Origin of the sequence: Streptomyces sp. NBC_01260 (genome assembly GCF_036226405.1) — a bacterium.
Classification (GTDB): domain Bacteria; phylum Actinomycetota; class Actinomycetes; order Streptomycetales; family Streptomycetaceae; genus Streptomyces; species Streptomyces laculatispora.
Map to the genome: position 1 here is coordinate 136,829 of NZ_CP108464.1, position 16,888 is coordinate 153,716.

12 protein-coding genes and 4 pseudogenes are annotated in these 16,888 nt (G+C 67.9%); 9 read left to right on the forward strand and 7 right to left on the reverse strand.

Going from position 1 to position 16,888, the window contains the following annotated elements; all coding sequences use genetic code 11:
* Positions 1 to 190: 190 nt before the first annotated feature.
* Positions 191 to 457: a hypothetical protein gene (locus OG322_RS00760; protein ID WP_329307815.1), complete on the reverse strand. Its 267-nt coding sequence runs from the start codon at positions 455 to 457 to the stop codon at positions 191 to 193.
* Between OG322_RS00760 and OG322_RS00765 the strand changes: the two genes are divergently transcribed.
* On the forward strand, positions 413 to 655 hold the full coding sequence (locus tag OG322_RS00765; RefSeq protein ID WP_266413257.1) for a helicase associated domain-containing protein: 243 nt from the start codon (positions 413 to 415) through the stop codon (positions 653 to 655). The genes OG322_RS00760 and OG322_RS00765 overlap by 45 nt on opposite strands.
* Before the next feature lie 141 nt (positions 656 to 796).
* Here the strand turns inward: OG322_RS00765 and OG322_RS00770 are convergent, their stop codons facing one another.
* The 3 genes from OG322_RS00770 to OG322_RS00780 form a co-directional block, all read right to left on the reverse strand.
* Complete coding sequence (locus OG322_RS00770) at positions 797 to 967, reverse strand: hypothetical protein (protein WP_266412976.1); 171 nt, start codon at positions 965 to 967, stop codon at positions 797 to 799.
* A gap of 7 nt (positions 968 to 974) precedes the next feature.
* The gene (locus OG322_RS00775; protein ID WP_329305886.1) at positions 975 to 2,390 is read right to left on the reverse strand and encodes an MFS transporter; all 1,416 of its coding nucleotides are present in this window, start codon (positions 2,388 to 2,390) and stop codon (positions 975 to 977) included.
* 364 nt (positions 2,391 to 2,754) lie between these two features.
* Entirely contained in the window at positions 2,755 to 3,588 is an 834-nt protein-coding gene (locus tag OG322_RS00780; protein ID WP_329305887.1) for an oxidoreductase, read from the reverse strand.
* A 103-nt stretch (positions 3,589 to 3,691) separates the two neighbouring features.
* On the opposite strand from OG322_RS00780, the gene OG322_RS00785 reads away from it, so the two are divergent.
* From OG322_RS00785 to OG322_RS00800, 4 genes and pseudogenes are all read left to right on the forward strand, one after another.
* On the forward strand, positions 3,692 to 4,597 hold the full coding sequence (locus OG322_RS00785; RefSeq protein ID WP_164494521.1) for a LysR family transcriptional regulator: 906 nt from the start codon (positions 3,692 to 3,694) through the stop codon (positions 4,595 to 4,597).
* Between the two features lie 287 nt (positions 4,598 to 4,884).
* Positions 4,885 to 5,097: a hypothetical protein gene (locus OG322_RS00790; RefSeq protein WP_164494447.1), complete on the forward strand. Its 213-nt coding sequence runs from the start codon at positions 4,885 to 4,887 to the stop codon at positions 5,095 to 5,097.
* Positions 5,054 to 5,274 (forward strand): annotated as a pseudogene (locus OG322_RS00795) (HNH endonuclease); the annotation flags it as partial. The gene OG322_RS00790 and the pseudogene OG322_RS00795, both read left to right, overlap by 44 nt.
* Before the next feature lie 687 nt (positions 5,275 to 5,961).
* Positions 5,962 to 7,194: pseudogene (locus tag OG322_RS00800) on the forward strand (sugar-binding protein); the annotation flags it as partial.
* 22 nt (positions 7,195 to 7,216) lie between these two features.
* On the opposite strand, the gene OG322_RS00805 reads toward OG322_RS00800, so the two are convergent.
* Positions 7,217 to 8,457, reverse strand: a protein-coding gene (locus tag OG322_RS00805) for an IS3 family transposase (protein WP_260147196.1) whose coding sequence is annotated in 2 segments (ribosomal slippage) — positions 7,217 to 8,184 and positions 8,184 to 8,457 — 1,242 coding nt in all. Because the reading frame shifts where the segments join, the coding sequence is not laid out codon by codon here.
* Positions 8,458 to 8,492: 35 nt separating this feature from the next.
* On the opposite strand from OG322_RS00805, the pseudogene OG322_RS00810 reads away from it, so the two are divergent.
* Positions 8,493 to 13,260, forward strand: a pseudogene (locus tag OG322_RS00810) (RHS repeat-associated core domain-containing protein); the annotation flags it as partial.
* 129 nt (positions 13,261 to 13,389) lie between these two features.
* Entirely contained in the window at positions 13,390 to 13,665 is a 276-nt protein-coding gene (locus OG322_RS00815) for a hypothetical protein (protein WP_123465953.1), read from the forward strand.
* 623 nt (positions 13,666 to 14,288) lie between these two features.
* Here the strand turns inward: OG322_RS00815 and OG322_RS00825 are convergent.
* Positions 14,289 to 14,481, reverse strand: a pseudogene (locus OG322_RS00825) (IS630 family transposase); the annotation flags it as partial.
* A gap of 140 nt (positions 14,482 to 14,621) precedes the next feature.
* Here OG322_RS00825 and OG322_RS00830 point away from each other — a divergent pair.
* Complete coding sequence (locus tag OG322_RS00830) at positions 14,622 to 15,362, forward strand: class I SAM-dependent methyltransferase (RefSeq protein WP_329305888.1); 741 nt, start codon at positions 14,622 to 14,624, stop codon at positions 15,360 to 15,362.
* Positions 15,363 to 15,407: 45 nt separating this feature from the next.
* On the opposite strand, the gene OG322_RS00835 is transcribed toward OG322_RS00830, so the two are convergent.
* Positions 15,408 to 15,707 carry a hypothetical protein gene (locus OG322_RS00835; RefSeq protein WP_329305889.1) on the reverse strand — a complete coding sequence of 100 codons (300 nt, stop codon included), beginning with the start codon at positions 15,705 to 15,707 and terminating at the stop codon, positions 15,408 to 15,410.
* 303 nt (positions 15,708 to 16,010) lie between these two features.
* On the opposite strand from OG322_RS00835, the gene OG322_RS00840 reads away from it, so the two are divergent.
* Positions 16,011 to 16,888, forward strand: a protein-coding gene (locus tag OG322_RS00840) for an IS5 family transposase (protein ID WP_370375188.1) whose coding sequence is annotated in 2 segments (ribosomal slippage) — positions 16,011 to 16,356 and positions 16,356 to 16,888 — 879 coding nt in all. Because the reading frame shifts where the segments join, the coding sequence is not laid out codon by codon here.

The following is a 16,888-nucleotide window of genomic DNA, read 5'->3' on the forward strand; positions in this document are numbered from 1 at the left end:
CGCCCCAGTTCCTGTGACCTGCGCCACAGCCGGGCGGGTGGACAGACGGGCCGGGTTACCGCCCACCGGGAGAGAGGGTACTGAGGGGTGCTTGTCCCGCGTGAGCCCAGGGGTCGACGCGGGTTTACGCGACGGCGCCCCCCGTCCTGGTGTCCGGCATGGCCGGTGGCGTGGCAGCGCTGCTTCCCCCTCACGAGGGGGGCACCTGGACGCCGGCGGGACGCTGCCCACCCTGGCGGGCAGTGTCGTGCGCCTGGGCGAGGACCTCGGACGGTGACTGGCATCGGTGAGGCTCGGGTGTGAGCAGCTCGGCGGTGGTCGGCCGTGGATGTGCGAGCAGGTACTGGGGATCGAGCCGGCAGGCGAGGACAAGAATCTGAAGCCACGCATCAGCCAAGGCGAGAAATGGGTCATGCACCTGACCGCCGCCCGGCAGCACTTCGAGCGTGACGGGCACATCCGTCTACCTCGCAAGCACGTCGAAACCATCACCGTCAACGGAGACAGCGGTGACCAGAAGCAGCGGCCTCTCAAGCTCGGCGCCTGGGTCGCCAACCAGCGGACCCGGGCAGCGACACTGACACGGAGCGGGCGGAGCGGCTGTCCAAGGTCGGAATGCGGTGGACCGCCGGCGGCATTGCGGGGCCGTTGGTGACGATCACGCAGGTCCAGCCGTCGTCCTGTGTTTCGCTCAGCGCTTCACGGGATGAGTGCGCCAGGACGGCATGGTCGGCGACGCCGATGTCGAGAAGGGCGCGGACAGCCGTGGTTGGCACGGCGTCGCCGTATCTGTCGGTCAGCCGAGGCGACTTCGTGCAGCGCGGAGTAGCCGCTGGCGTATCGTCGCCACTCGCGTGAGGTCGGAATCGGGCAGGCCGTGCTGGGCAAGGAAGTCGGCGACGGCAGCACGGAAGGCCACATCGCGGTCGACCAGGGTGTTGTCGAGGTCCAGCAGTAGCAACTGCATGGCCAGCTCACATCTCCGCACCCCGGCGCCCGTCCCGCGACAGCGTCAGCGTCGCGCCCGCCGTCAGTACGAGCCCGGCCGCCGCGAGCAGCACGCTCCACCGCATGCCAGCCAGGAACGTGTCCGCTCCCGCCAGCAGCGCTCCGAAGACTGCCACCGCGATCGCGCCGCCGACCTGGCGGCCGGTGTTGAGTACGGCAGAGGCGGTACCCGCCCGTTCCGCGGGCACCGCGTCCAGCATCATCGCGGTCAGCGCCGGCACGGTCAGCGCCCCGCCGAGGCCGACCGGCACCATCAGCGCCGCCACCGCCCATATGTTGGTGTGCGCGCCGATGGTGAGCAGCGCCAGTAGCCCGGCTGTCCCGATCAGTTGTCCCGCCACCATCGGCACGCGCGGGCCGAACAGCTCGGCCAGCTTCGCCGAGGCCAGGTTCACCACTGCGACCAGTGCCGTCATCGGAATGAACATCAGGCCCGCGTGCAGCGCGGTCTGCCCGCGCTCCTGCTGTAGGTACAGGCTGAAGACGAAAACCCCACCGTAGTAGGTGGCGTTGAGCATGAAGCCGACCATCAAGGACACCGCCACCACCCGCGATCGGAACAGCGGCAGCGGGAGCATCGGGTGCGCGCCCCTGCCCTGCGCGGCCAGGAAGGCGGCTGCTGCGGCCGCGGCTACCAGCAGTGACGCCACCACGAACGGCTGGCCGAAACCCTCGGCGCCGCCCTCGATCACGCCATACGTCAACGCGCCCATCGCGACCGCCGCTGTCACCTGCCCGATTGCGTCGAGCCGGGCGGGCAGCCGCGGGGAGGCGGGTACACGGGTAAGCAGGGCGAGGGCCAGCAGGCTCGCCGGGAGGTTGACGAAGAAGATCCATCGCCAGCCGACGGAAGCGGTGAGTGCCCCGCCGAGCACCGGCCCGGCGGCCACCGCGACCGCGCCGCCCACGGTCCAGATGGCGATGGCCCGAGCCCGCTTCGCCTGGTCGGGAAAGCCCTGCCGGACCAGCGCCAGCGACGTCGGCATCATCACCGCCGCCGCACCTCCCTGAACCAGTCGCGCCGCCACCAGCACGCCGAGGTTGGGCGCCAGGCCGCACGCGGCCGAGGCCAGTGCGAAGAGCACAAGGCCGCCGCCGTACGCCCGCCTGGCCCCGATGCGGTCGGAGAGGGCACCTGCGGAGAGCATCAGGGCGGCGAAGATCAGCGTGTATCCGTCCACGACCCATTGCAGGCCGGACATGCCGCCGCCGAGGCTGCGGCCGATGTCGGGCAGCGCGACCGTGACGATCAACGCGTCCAGAGAGATGAGGAAGAAGCCCAGCAGGGCGGCACCGAGCACCGTCGGGGATCCGCCCCGGGGCGGATCCGGCGTCGTGCCCGCGGTGCGGGCGGCCGGGGAGGACTTGAGCAGGGGTTTCATCAGGACACTCCTGAGGCGTTCTTGAAGGTATGCGGCCGAGTCTGGAAGCCAGGTGGCGACCACGGACAGACCGGCCTGCAGCAGGGAGCCACGTCCCGGGTGCGACAGGGATCCGCCGTCCGGCGTACTGGTATGTGCGGCCAGCCTGCTGTCTGTGCGGGCAGTTGCCGTCACCACAGCTCGCTGTCATCACTGGGCCGGAATGCGCTGGTCGGAGCGCGTCGCGACGATCGCGGTCGGAAGGTGCGCGCCCGACCGCGGCGCCCTTTATGGGCAGTACACCGTCCGCAGCGCCCGCTGCCTGAGTCCCGCCGCGCCTGCGTGGAGACGGTGGGCGGGACGGGGGCGGAGGCGGCTGGAGGTGTCAGTCGTCGAAGTCGGTGGATCGGGTGAGCTTTTCCCAGGAATGGAGTTCTGTGCGGGCCCGGCCGAGGTGGTCGGTGATCGCATCGGCGGCGTCGTTGCCGAGCGGCAGACGCAGCGGCGGTTCGTCGGCGTCCAGAGCGGTGAGGATGGCGGCCGCGGCTTTGGCCGGGTCCCCGGGTTCCTGGCCGCTTCCGCCCGGCAGCCCGGAAAGGACGGGGCCCACGGTGTCCTGGTAGGCGCCCAGGGCCGGGGAGGGCCGCAGTGCTGCGGCGCCGGCGAAGCCGGTACGGAACGCGCCGGGCTCGACGATCAGCACCCGAATGCCGTGCGGGACGACCTCGGCGGCCAACGCCTCGGAGAGCCCCTCCAGGGCGAACTTGGTGGCGCAGTAGGCGCCGACTCCCGCGAAGGCGAACCGGCCGCCCATGCTGGTCAGCTGCACGATGGCGCCCGAGCCCCGGCGGCGCATGTGCGGCAGCACGGCCCGGGTGAGCGCGGCCGGGCCGAAGAAGTGCAGGTCCATCAGGTCCCGCAGCTCCGCGTCGGTGGTCTCCTCGACCGCCCCCACCATGCCGCGTCCGGCGTTGTTGACCAGGATGTCGATCCGGCCGTGCCGGGCTGCCACGCCGTCGACCGCGGCTTGGACGCCCGCGATGTCAGTGACGTCCAGCGGTAGTGCCTCGACCTGGTCCGGGTGCGCAGCCACCAGGTCGTCGAGCAGCGCAGTGCGGCGGGCGGCGGCGACCACGATGTCGCCCGCAGCCACCGCCGCTTCGGTGATCGCCCGGCCGAACCCGCTGCTCGCCCCGGTGACCAGCCATACCTTGTTCATGTTCTTCTCCTTGTGCCAGGTGATCCGCTGCTCTCGGCGGTCCGTGTGTGAACTACCTTGCGGGGCAAACCGGTTGCCCGTCCAAGATCTGCTGTGATAGCCGATGGTTATGGACGTTCACGGACGGGACCTGAGGTATTTCGCCGCAGTGGCCGAGGAGCTGCACTTCACGCGCGCAGCCGAGCGGCTGTACGTCTCGCAGCCTGCACTGAGCAAGCAGATCAGGATGCTGGAGAAACAGGTGGGGGCCGCGTTGTTCGAGCGCAACCGGCGCGAAGTGCGTCTGAGCGCGGTCGGTGCAGCGCTGCTGCCGCATGTTCAGCGCATTCTCGCCGAGTGGGAGGCAGCCCAGGAGGCGGTCGCCCGGGTCGTGGCCGACCAGGCGGCCGTCCTCGTCGTGGGGATGAGTACCAGCCCGGGGCGCGGGGGCGTGCTGCCGGCGATCCGCTCCCGCTTCACCGCCGCACGCCCCGATGCCCGCCTCAGACTTCGCCAGGTCCCCTGGCACGACTCGACCGCCGGGCTCGCCGACGGCACGTGCGACGCGGCGTTCGTCTGGCTCCCGCTGCCCGATCCGGACCGCTACCGGTGGGTGGTGGTCGCCGAGGAACCCCGCTTGGTCGCCATGGCCGATACTCACCCGCTCGCCGACCGGGAGATCATCGACTTCACCGACCTGCGGGACGAGCCGTTCCTCGCTCTGCCCGACAGCGCCGGGCCGCTGCGGGACTACTGGCTTGCCATCGACGCCCGCGGCGGGAAGCCGGCACTCATTGGTGCGGAAGTGGCAAGCACCGAGGAGACGTACGAGGCGCTCGTCGCAGGTCTCGGCGTGGTCCTGCTGGCGGCCGGGAACACCCCGCTGATCACCCTCGGCGGAGTCGTCACCCGTGAGGTGAGGGGTATCTCGCCCAGCCGCTTCGCCCTGGCCTGGCGCGCCGACGACCGCCGCCCGCTGGTGCAGGAGTACGTGCGCGCATGTGAGGTGGCGACCGGGACAACGGACTGAGGCGGGGCGCAGCCGCGCCCTGGCGGAGGTACTGAGGCGGATGGTTCGACGCCGGTGGATCACCACCCAGCACCAGAACTGGCAGACGGCAGACCGCCCGGCAGGAAGAGCAGCGCCGCGCCCTGGCCTCCTTCGCCTGGGGTTCGTCCGGCTCCAGCGCTACGACCTCGCACTGCACGGGGTGCTCGATCTCGAAACCGTGGCGGCGCGCGACGGCCGGCCACCTCGGGTCGCCGCGCTTGCCTTCGGTCGCGGGCAGTTCGTAGTCGTGGACGGCCTGGTCGCAGGTGAGCAACACCCGCTCGGTGCCCCCCGTCGAGAAGAACGCCGAGCAGGAGACGATCACGCGCGGTCCGGGCGGCCGCGATGATCTGCCGGGACGGCTCGGCGGTCAGTGTGGCCGGCGGGTTCTCGATCTCCGGGGCCTTGACGATGCGAGCCCTGACCACCTGGTGCTCGCCTCTCGCCGTTACGGCAAAGTCGAATCGCTCCAAAGCTGACAAGGACCCGGCGCAGTGGCTTCCGCCGGCCGTCGGCTCCGGTGCCAGTACGCCGCGGAGTGGACGCCCACCAAACTCCGCTGGAACCTGGCCGCCGACGAGGCCGAACTCCAGGCACTGCAGAACCTGGCCGTCGAGTGCCCGACCACCGTGGTGGTCTACGAGCCCGCTCCGTAAGTGAACCCGCCTTCAAGGGAAAGGACGCCGGTTCGGTGAGCGGTGCTTGTCGGCGCAGGGTGTAGTGAAGGAGGCGGGCGCGGGCGTCGCGGTCAGGCAGGCCGAGGCCGGGGCCGATCGCGTTCCCGGCCGTGTCGTCCGCCTCCGCATGGAAGGCTGCTGTCCGGCCGGCCTGGTTGAGGGTGTGTCCCGGGGTGGCGATCGCGCGCAGCGTGGCGAGGGGTGCGTCGGAGGCGAGGGTGTTGAGGCGTTGTAGGGCATGCGGACCTGGCACAGGCGCCCGGAGCCTATGGTGCGCACACCTGAACCTGGCGGCCGGTCAGCCGGCGGGGGTGACGTAGGCGCGCGCGAAGTAAGTGTCAGCAAGGCGGCCTGAGCCGTGGCGGGTCGACAGCGCCTCCGGAAGACGTCACATGTCATGCGACATCTGAACCGCCGCGCAGGCGGAACGCTATGTTCAATTTCGCTTGCACTTGGCCTACTTACACGTCTTTTACTCCTCGGCATCTTCACATGTACACCACATAGATGGTGCACATGTGAAGAAGAAGCTGAGGAATGATGACGGTTCACAGACCCACGCTTCATGGGCGCGGGCGGCCTTGGTCCGGGGGGAATCTTCGCTTCACAGCGGGGAGTCTGACCCTGGCTCTGGCCATCACCCTGCTCGACAGCACAAGTCCGGCCATGTCTGCACCTCAGCAGGCAGCCTCAGCACCGGAGAAGCCCGCAGCCACCCAGGCAGCTGACATTGCGTCCACGCGGGTGACCGCGCGACTGTCCGGCAAGCGCGTCGAGGCTCTGTCGGAGCGGACGGAAACGTCCACAACGTGGGCCAACAAGAACGGTTCGCTCACCACTGAGCTGACGGCGGGTCCGATCCGCTTCGAGGACGAGACCACCGGTGCGTGGCGGGACGTCGACCTGGATCTGGTCCGCGGCGCGGATGGATCCGTGGAGCCGAAGGCGCACCCCCGCGGACTGAAGATTGCGGGCAGGACCGGCGGTCCCACTGCCTCGCTGAAGGCAGCGCAAGCCTCCAAAGCCACGGACCTGGTCACGCTCGGCGAGGGGGATCAGCAGATAACTCTGCAGTGGAAGGGCGGCCTGCCCGCGCCGAAGCTGGACGGCACGCGTGCCGAGTCAAGCAGAAGCCCACCACTGACACCTTCTCCTACACCCTGCCGCTGAGGGCCAAGGGCCTCAAAGCCAAGCAGCAAGCCGATGGCAGCGTGCTGTTCACCGATAAAATCAACAAAAAGCAGGCGCTGATGCCGGCGCCGGTGATGTGGGACTCCACCGTCGACAAGCGATCCGGTGAGCACACCCGCCGCGTTCCCGTCGCGATGAAGGTCGTGCCCAAGGGGTCCTCGGTCAACCTGGTAATCACACCGGACGCGAAGTTCCTCGCCGACCCCAAGACGAAGTATCCGGTGACGGTGGACCCCTCCACCTCCTCCCTCTCCAGCGTTTTCGACACCTATGTCCAGCAGGGCGAGACCGTCGACTGGTCGAACGATGTAGAGCTGGACTTGGGCAACCCGGGAACGAAGAACGCCGACGGCACCTTCCGCACCGCGCAGTCCTTCATCTCCTGGAACACCTCGCCAATCCAGGACGCGCTCGTATCCGATGCGAAGCTGTCCCTGTGGAACTTCCACTCGGGCAACAACGTGGACTGCAAGGCATACCCGTGGGAGGTATGGTCGTCCAGCGCGGCCTCTACGTCCAGCCGGTGGACGAACCGGCCCACCATGACGACCAAGAAGGCCACCTCCACCGAGACGCGCGGCAACACCTCGTGCACCACGCAGCCGGACGGGTGGATCAACGCCAACGTCACGACGCTGGTACAGGAAAAAGCGGGTCAACTCCGCCAACGCTGCGTCCAACCCGCCCAAGCTGGTCGTCACCTTGAACCGTTCCGGGTTCGGTAGAGACTCTAGATTGTGGCTGTGACCTGCGGTTCTTGGGTGTTCTGTTGGTAGTAGGTGGCTTCGTATTCGACTGGTGGGACGTGTCCTATTTCACCGTGGAGTCGTCGGTGGTTGTACCAGTCGGCCCATTCGGCCGTGGCCAACTCGACGTCGCTCAGGGCCTTCCAGGGACGCTGCGGTTTGATCAGCTCGGTTTTGTACAGACCGATGGTCGATTCCATCAGGGCGTTGTCCAGGGCGTCGCCGACGGTGCCGATGGAGGCCGCGATCTGTTCGGACGCCAGGTGGGCGGCGAGCCGGAAGCTGGTGTATTGCGAACCGGCATCGGAGTGATGGATCAACTCCCGTGCCATCACAGGGGTGTTCGCGCGGTCACGTTGCCACAGGCCCATCTCGAGTGCGGACAGCACCAGCGGGGTCTGCTTGTTCGTCGCGGCGGACCAGCCGACAATCCGGCGGGAGAAGGTGTCCACGACGAACGCGACGTAGACGGTGCCGGACCAGGTGGCCACGTAGGTGAAGTCGGCGACCCACACCCGGTTGGGGGCGCTGGCCACGAACTGCCGGCCCAGCCGGTCCGGCGCCCGGTCGGCTTCCTTGTCCGCCCTGGTGGTGACGATCTTCTTCCCGCGCACCGCCCCCGTGAGGCCCTCGGCTTTCATCAGGCGCTCAACAGTGCACCGCGCCACCTGATGACCTTGCCGCTTCAGCTCGGCCCAGATCTTGCGGGCCCCGTAGACGCTGTAGTTGTCCCGGAATATCTCCACGATCAACGGAGCCAGTTCCGCGTCCCGCATGGCACGGGCTGACAGCGGGCGCTTCTTGTGTGCGTAGTAGGTGGACGGGTGGATGCTGCAATCGTGCTCGGTGAGCGTCCTGCAGATCGGCTCGACTCCGCCGAAGCGGTCCCGTTGCTCGTCGATGAACGCTACGAGCGTGTGTGTGGCCGGTCGAGCTCGGCCGCGAAGAAACTCGCCGCCGCCTTCAAGATCTCGTTCGCCCGCTTCAGCTCGGCGACCTCCTTCTTGAGGGCTTTGAGCTGGGCGGATTCCTCGGTCGTTGTCCCGGTCCGAGCACCGGCGTCGACCTCGGCCTGCCGCACCCAGTTGCGCAGGGACTCCGGCCCGATGTCGAGCTTCGCTCCGATCGAGCCGATAGCCGCGGACTCGGTCTTGTACTGATCACGAGTCTCCAGGACCAGGCGCACGGCCCGCTCCTTGAGCTCCTTGGGGTATTGCTTCGCCATAACGGACTCGATCCTTCCAAAAGATCGAGTCTCGATCAAACCCGGAACGGTTCACCTACAACTACAGGCCGCGGACAGGCGCCAGGCAGGAAGCCGGACCCCCGTACTTCTCCTTCGCCGGCGCCTACACCGTCACACCCACGCTGCGCGACACGTTCGTCGATGCCAACGGTGACAAGGTCAACGGCACCTTCCAGATCTTCGACAACGCGACCAACACGCAGGTCGGCGATGTCATCGTCTCTCCATACGTCCCCTCCGGGCAGGTCGCCTCGGTCACGGTGCCCTCAGGCGTGCTGAGCAACGGCAAGACCTACAAGTTCCGCACCTCGCCGTATGACGGCAGCCACTACAACCTGGGCTGGTCGGCGTGGAAGACGTTCACCATCGACACCAGCTCTCCCTCGGCCCCGACGAAGATCACTTCGACGGACTACCCGTCGGACAAGTGGATCAAGGGCGCGGGGCAGGCAGGTACCTTTACCGTCACCCCGCCCGCGGCCGACCATAACTGGCTGGAATGGTCACTGGACGGTGTGACCTGGTCCAAGGTCGCCACCGGCGGCGCGAGCGCGGACAAGAGCATTTCCGTTAACCCGCCGAAGAACGGCACCCACACCCTTCAGGTCCGGTCCGTGGACAAGGCCGACAACAAGTCGGAACCCGTCGAGTACACCTTCCACGCCGGACCTGGCGGATGCGTCCAGCCAGCCGACGGTGAGCGCACCGCGCGCCGGGTGCCCTTGGTTGCCGAGGCCGAAGCCGGCAAGTACGACAAGGTGTCCTTCTCGTGGTGCCGCTCGGAGGCCGACGCGTGGACGAAGATCCCCGCCGGTCACGTCACGGCTGGGGGAACACCTCTGACCGCGTGGCCGGTGCCACTGACGAACGGCAAGAACGCTGCTCTGGTGTGGAACGCCACCGAGACGGTCGACCCTGATGGTTCGGTTCAGATCAAGGCCGACTTCACCGGCCCGTCCAGCGCCAGTGGCGAGACCCAGCCGCTGGCAGTCGTAGTCGACCGCAACGCTGATGGCACCGCAGCAGCCGAGGCCGGCCCCGGCTCGCTCAACCTCCTCACCGGCGACTACACCCTGTCAGGTACCGATGTATCGGTGCTGGGCATGACGGTCACCCGCAGTGTCTCTTCCCGCTCACCGAACGCCGGCGCCAAGCAGGACGGCCAGGCGCCGATCTTCGGCAAGGAGTGGCTGGCGGGAACACTCGCCCAGGCGGTCCAGTCGGACTACTCCGAGCTGCGCAAGACCTCGGCAACCTCTCTGGACGTCGTCACGGCCGACGGTGAGACGTTCTCCTTCACCGCCAATGCGGCCAAGACAGGATGGGTCCCCGAGCCCGGCAGCGAGGAGCTGACCCTGAAGGGTTCTCTCGCATCTGGTGACTTCACCCTGTCGAACACCGACGGAAGCGTCACCACCTTCAGCCCCGTGGCGGGTTCGAGTACCGCATGGCCCGTCTCCCGCTCGCTGATCGACGGGCAGGCCAACTCCACCACCGAGGTTGTCTCCGAAGCCGTCACCGTGGACGGCAAGGTCCTGGCTCGGCCCAAGCGCGTCATCGCCGCGACCAGCGCGGTGACGCTCGGCACCTGCGAGGCCACCCCGTCGACCCGTGGCTGTCGGGTTATGGAGTTCATTTACGCCGCCTCCACCACAGCGACCGGCTCGTCCCTGGGCAACTTCAAGGACCAGGTCTCCGAGATCCGCATGTGGGCGACGTCCCCCGGTGCCTCTGCAGCCACCGCGACCGCCGTGGCGTCATACACCTACGACGACGCCGGGCGTCTGCGTGAGACCTGGGACCCCAGGATCAGCCCTGCGCTGAAGATGTCCTACAGCTACGACAGCACGGGGCGCGTGACCCAGATGAAGCCCCCGGGGCAACTGCCGTGGAGCTTCAGCTACGGCAAGGTGGGTAGCGACCCGCTCTCCGGTGAGGGGATGCTCCTCAAGGTCACTCGCCCGACCCTCAAGGCCGGATCCGCCGGGGAGACGGACGGCAGCACCGCGCAGACATCCATCGTCTATGGCGTTCCGCTGACCGGGACGAAGGCACCCCATTTGCTGGGCGCCAGTGACGTCAAGGCATGGGGGCAGCTTGAGGCGCCCACCGACGCCACGGCCGTCTTCCCCACCGACGTGGTGCCCTCCTCGAATGACGGCCAGGCGCTGACCGCGGGCGACTACCGTCGCGCCATGCTGCATTACCTCGACGGCTCCGGCCGAGAGGTCAACACCGCTGACGCCGGCAAGAACATCACCACCACCGAGTACGACCAGTTCGGCAACGCGGTCAGGGAGTTGTCGGCAGCCAACCGCGCCCTGGCGCTCGGGAGCACCGACACGGCCAAGGCGCAGCTCGCCGATCTTGGTATCGCAGCCCTGCCCGCAGCGGAGCGAGCGGACCTGCTCTCCAACCGCGGCATCTACAACGCCGACGGTTCCCGTGAGGTCGAGACGCTCGGTCCCCTGCACCGCGTCGTGCTGGCAGCGGACCTGAAGGAAAGCGCGACCACGGTGGCGGCCTCGGGCGAGCAGGCCATCGCCCGGCACCGCACGGTCAGCGAATACGACAACGGGCGCCCCACCGACGGCACGGCATCCGTCTCCGACAAGGTCACCAAGAACACGGTGAGCGCGCAACTGCGCAACTGGCCAGCCCTCACGGCTGACGCGCGGGTCACCCAGACGGTCTACGACTGGGTCAAGGGCCAGCTCACCAGCACCATCCAGGACCCGGGCGGTCTGGCCATCACAGAGAAGGCCACGCACGACAGCTCCGGGCGCCTGATCAGCCGCAGCCTGCCCGCTTCCGGCGGAACCGACGCCGGCACCCAGATCACCGACTACTACACCGGTGACGGCACCGGCGTCTGTGGCGGAAAGCCCGAATGGGCCGACGAGGAGTGCCGCACACGCCCAGCCGCCACGGTCACCGGCGGCGGATCCAACCCCACCGAGCTGGTGACCACGACCGCCGAGTACGACCGGTGGGGCGAGACCGCCAAGCTGACCGAAACCGCCAACGGAAGCACCCGCGTCACGAGCACCACCTACGACGCCGCAGGCCGCGCATCCAAGGTCACCATCAGTGGAGGGACCGGCACTGCCGTCCCGGCCGTGACCACGACGTACAACCCCGACAGTGGCAAGGTCGCCACGATCACATCCACCGACGGTGGAACGGTCAAGAAGGGCTACGACCAGCTCGGACGGCTGATCTCCTACACCGACGCCGACGGCGGAGTGACCACCAGCCAGTACGACGCCGAAGGGCAGCCGCTCCTGGTGAGCGACAACATCCCCTCCAGCACTGCCTACGGCTACGACACCACGGCCGACCCCCGGGGACTTCCCACCCCCATCACCGACTCGGTAGCGGGTAAGTTCACCGTCACCTACGACGCCGATGGCCAGGTCCTGACCCGGAAACTGCCCGGCGGCTTCACCATGCGCCAAAACACCAACCCGGCGGGCATGCCCACCGACCGCAGCTACAGCCGCGACAGCGACGGGGAAGTCCTCTTCTCCGAAACCATCGTGCCCACCGATCCACGGGCAGCGCTCCTCCTACACCGGCTCCGCCGGCCAGACCGCCGACCAGACCTACACCTACGACAAGGCCGGCCGACTCACCCGGGCAGCGGACGACGCGGTCGACGGCACCCGCGTAACCCGCAGCTACGCCTTCGACAACAATTCCAACCGCAAGACGCTGGCCACCGCGGCCGCGGCCTCCGGACTGGAGTGCACCACCACAGGCGCGACGACCACCAGCCACACCTACGACAGCGCCGACCGCCTGGTCGGCGCCGGCTACACCTACGACGCCTTTGGTCGCACCACCACAACCCCCAGCACCACGTTGGCGTACTACACCAACGACCTGGTCCGCCAGCAGGCCACCGGAAACCAGCGCCAGATCTGGACCCTCGACTCCCAGCTGCGCTCCCGAGCCTGGACGGTCGAGACCAACGCCTCGGGCACCTGGACCAAGACCCAGTCAAAACTCAACCACTACAGCTCCGACGCCGACACCCCGCGCTGGATCGTCGAAGACACCGCCACCGGCGCCCTGACCCGCAGCGTCAACGGCTTCGACGGCCAGCTCGCCGCGACCACTGCCAAAACCGGCGGAACCATCCTGCAACTGGTCAACCTGCACGGTGACGTGGCAATCCAGCTGCCCACCACCGCCGGACAGGCCGCCACGGTCCTCAACACCGACGAGTACGGCAACCGCGCCGCGGACCAAGCCGCCACCCGCTATGGCTGGCACGGCGGACAGCACCGCTCCGGCGAGACCCTCACGGACCTCACCCTCATGGGCGTGCGCCTCTACAGCCCCACCCTGGGGCGCTTCCTGTCCGCAGACCCGGTCCCCGGCGGTAGCTGCAACGCCTACGACTACGCCTGCGCCGACCCGATCAACAACGAGGAAGTGACCGGCTGGAGCTACGGCAGCTGGCAGAACTACAACTACCACTGGTTCTGGGACGTCGTCAGCGGCGACTGGGGCCCGCTGCCCATCACGTCCTGGAAGCGCCAGTACAAGTACCGCAAGCAGTACGTCTTCAAGTGCAAGGTCGTGGCCTGGTACGGCTGGGGCCGGCAGAAAATCCTCGCGTCCTTCGAAACCCGCTACCAGTACTCCTACCGCGACCGCACCACGTACCGCGTCGCATGGTCGGGCTACAAGTGGACCCGCACCGGCGGCTGGAGCTGGACCCGAACATCACGGACCTACGTCTCCTCCTACAGCATCGTCTACACCAGAGGCTGATCCGGGCACCGACCGAACCTGAGTAATGTGGCGCTCCGCGGATCCCTCTGCGGAGCGCCACATTCGCTTACAGCCTTCAACAACTGGTGAAGGCCTGCCCGCCCTCGCAGACCCGCACCGGAGACACTCATGCTGTTCGTCATCGCCATCATCGGAATCTCCATACTCGGCTTCACCCTGTGGCACTCGGTGCGCGTTGCCAGAATGCGCGGCCTGCCCGCGTGGCGCAGATTCTTCCCTCTCAGCCTTCTTGTGCTGTCCATCGCAGCCAGCCTGCTGCGAGCCGCCGACATCCCCCAGGTCGCGAACGCTGTCGCCTTCCCCCTGCTCCTGGCCGCGATCGCGGTGTCCCTGATGGAAGTACGGGCCGAGAGCAACCGGCGCACATCAACGGTGACGCAGTAGAAGACCCACACCCGAAACGCTTCTGGCACGGGAGGACCCGCCCCATACGCCCGGTAGTTCCGGCTCGGACACCAGGGAGCAAGTAGCCCGCTCGTCAGCGCCAACGACCCCTCTCTGTCAAGCTGGGGTGAGACATCCCGCTCTGTTGTGACCTGCTCCTCCTAGCGTGGAGCCTTATTGATCCGGAACGCTTTGCGTTCAGGCTCGTTGATGGCGTGTGAGTGATCTGGTGGGGGACGCGCGGACCTGGTCGCCGGACGCGCAGGAGGCCGTGCGGTTGCTGGCGGTGTCGGCGCTCGCGGAGGGCCGGGACCGGGTGGAGGTTGCGGACCTGTTCAAGGTGTCGGTCAGGGTCGTGGACAACTGGTGGGCGAGGTGGCAGGCCGGCGGGCGGGACGCGCTGCTGTCCCGGCCGCGGGGCCGACGCGGGGTGAACATCAGGTTCTGTCCGAGGCCGAGCAGGCCGCCGTACGGCAGGCTGTCCTCGATCACACCCCATCCGGCCTGGGGCCTTCCGGTCAGCTGTGGACGCGGGGGCAGATAGGCCGGCTGATCTTCAAGCTGTACGGGGTCCGCTTCACCGAGCCCGGGGTTGGCAAGTAGCTCAAGCGCTGGGGGCTGACCTTCGCGGACGGTGTCCTCGTCGGCGGCCACGAGATGGGCGATGACAGGGACGGTGTTGTCGCCCGCAGAGGCCGGCAGGATCATCGCCCGCCGGTAGCGCGCGCTGTTCGTGTTGCCCCGCCGGACGATCTGCTGCAGCTTCTGCCCCTCATAGTCGGCGATCCTGCGGACTTGAACCCGTGCTGTCGCCACGTCTCCTGACGCTGAATCGGGTCGATCGATCCCACCCGATCACATCGGCAGCCAGACAGGACACCCGTGAACCGGTGAACCTTCCCGGTCGCAGCACAATCGTGTTGACCGCCCCCGGCAGGCAGTGCTTGAGTCGGCGCGTGGACAGCATTTCTACCAACCGGCGGTTCTGGAACCAGATCAGCAGCGCCTACCAGCACAAGCACGACCCGCAGATCGGCGCCATGCCCCGGCTGTGGGGCACGTACGCCATACCCGACGCGCACCTGCACGCCCTTGGCGACGTCACAGGCAAGCGCGTCCTCGAACTCGGCTGCGGCGCCGGCCAGTGGTCCAGGGCGCTCGCCGCTGAGGGCGCCACCGTGGTCGGGCTCGACCTGTCCGAAGCCCAGCTCGCCGCGGCAGCTCGCGCGATGGGAGCGGCCCGCTACCCGCTGGTGCAAGGCGCCGCCGAACACCTCCCGTTCGCCGCCGACAGCTTCGACCTGGTGTTCTGTGACTACGGCGGGCTTAGCTGGGCTCCCCCGCACCTGGCCGTCCCGCAGGCCGCACGCATCCTGCGCCGCGGTGGGCGCCTGGTGTTCAATGTCGCCAGCCCATGGTTCGAAGCCTGCTACGACGAAGCCGCCAGCCGCGTAACCACGACGCTGCACCAGGACTACTTCGGGCTGGACACCATCGCCGAAGACCAGGGCGCGGTCAGCTATCAGCTCACCTACGGCGCCTGGATCAAGGTCCTGCGCGGCGCAGGTCTCGTCATCGACGACCTCATCGAGCCGCGGCCCGAACCCGGAACAGCCAACGGCTACAACCAGACCGACCCGCCTGACTGGGCATACCGCTGGCCGGCAGAAATGCTCTGGGTAACCCACAAACCGTAAGCACCGCCGCACCGGGACGTGAAGGTATCTCCTCCCCGGTAGGCCCTAGCCGTACGGGTTGAGTGCCCAGAAGCGGACGGTGTCGCTGCGACGGTCAAACCACAGTTTGGTGGAGTAGCCGCTGCCGTCGCGGTCAAGCTCGTGCGACCGGATCCACTGGGGGTTCTCCGGCCCCTCGCCCTTGAGCGGCTTCTCGAACCACGAGGAGAAGTCATCGGCCGGCCTCTCGGAGACGAAGGCGTGGGCCGCCGTCAGCTCGGCAAGTTTCCCCGGTGTCAGCCGGGCGAAGCCCGACATCACCCGCTCCGGCGACGGTACGCCCCGATCGTTGTCCCGGCTGCTCACCCACTTGGCGTCGGTCAGCGGGCCCAGCAGCGGGAACGCCCGCTCCAGCGGTGTGGTGTTCGGTGTGCCAGTCCCCCTTGGCCCCGTTCGCCACCTGACGCAGGGCCCACCAGCCGGGTAGGACCGCCAGCCCCGCCCCGATCCCGATCACCTTCCGTCGCTCCAACGCGATCCCCCCATGCCTGACTTCGGGGGCACCTTATCTGGCTCGAGCACCTCACCCGGACCACCCATTGATCACAAGCAAATACGCGCCCTAGGACGTGTTTGAGATGTCGATCAAGGTCGTGAAACGATCTTCAGATGTCTCGTGGCGACCTGACGGATGCACAGTGGGAGCGGCTGGAAGCGGTGTTGCCGCTGATACCGAAGATGGGCCGACCTCCGAGGGATCGGCGGCAGGTCTTCGACGGGATCTGGTGGCGGGCCCGGACCGGCTCGCCTTGGCGGGACCTGCCCGAGCGATACGGCCCCTGGGAGACGGCGTATGCGGTGTTCCGGCGATGGCAGATCGACGAAACATGGGCCCGCGTCCTAAAGAAGTTGCAGGTCAAGGCAGACGCAGACGGGATCATCGAGTGGGAAGTCTCGGTCGACTCCACCGTCTGCCGGGCCCACCAGCACGCCGCCGGGGCCCGCAAAAGGGGGCTGACGATCCAGGCCGGACGCGTCCGAATGGCCTCGCGGCCGAGCCGGACGACCACGGCCTGGGACGCTCGCGCGGCGGACTGACTACCAAGATTCACCTCGCCGTCGATGCCTCTTTCCACGTCCTCGCAGCCGTCATCACTGCTGGCCAACGGGGCGACGCGCCCGCCTTCGTGCAGGTGATGGAGCGAATCCGTGTTCCCCGGGTCAGCGGTGGACGCCCCCGCACCCGGCCGGAACATGTGCTTGCCGACCGGGCGTACTCCTCCCGTCAGATTCGCTCCTACCTGCGCAAACGCGGGATCGCGCACACCATCCCGGAGAAGCGGGACCAGGCCGGACACCGGCTCCGCCGCGGTTCTGCCGGCGGCCGTCCTCCCGGCTTCGACCGCGAAATGTACAAACGCAGGCACAAAGTCGAGTGCCGGATCGGCCTTCTGAAGCAGGCGAGAGGCGTCGCGACCAGATACGACAAGCTCGCTGTCCGCTACGAGTCGACCGTTCAGCTCACCCTCATACGGCAGACGCTGTGA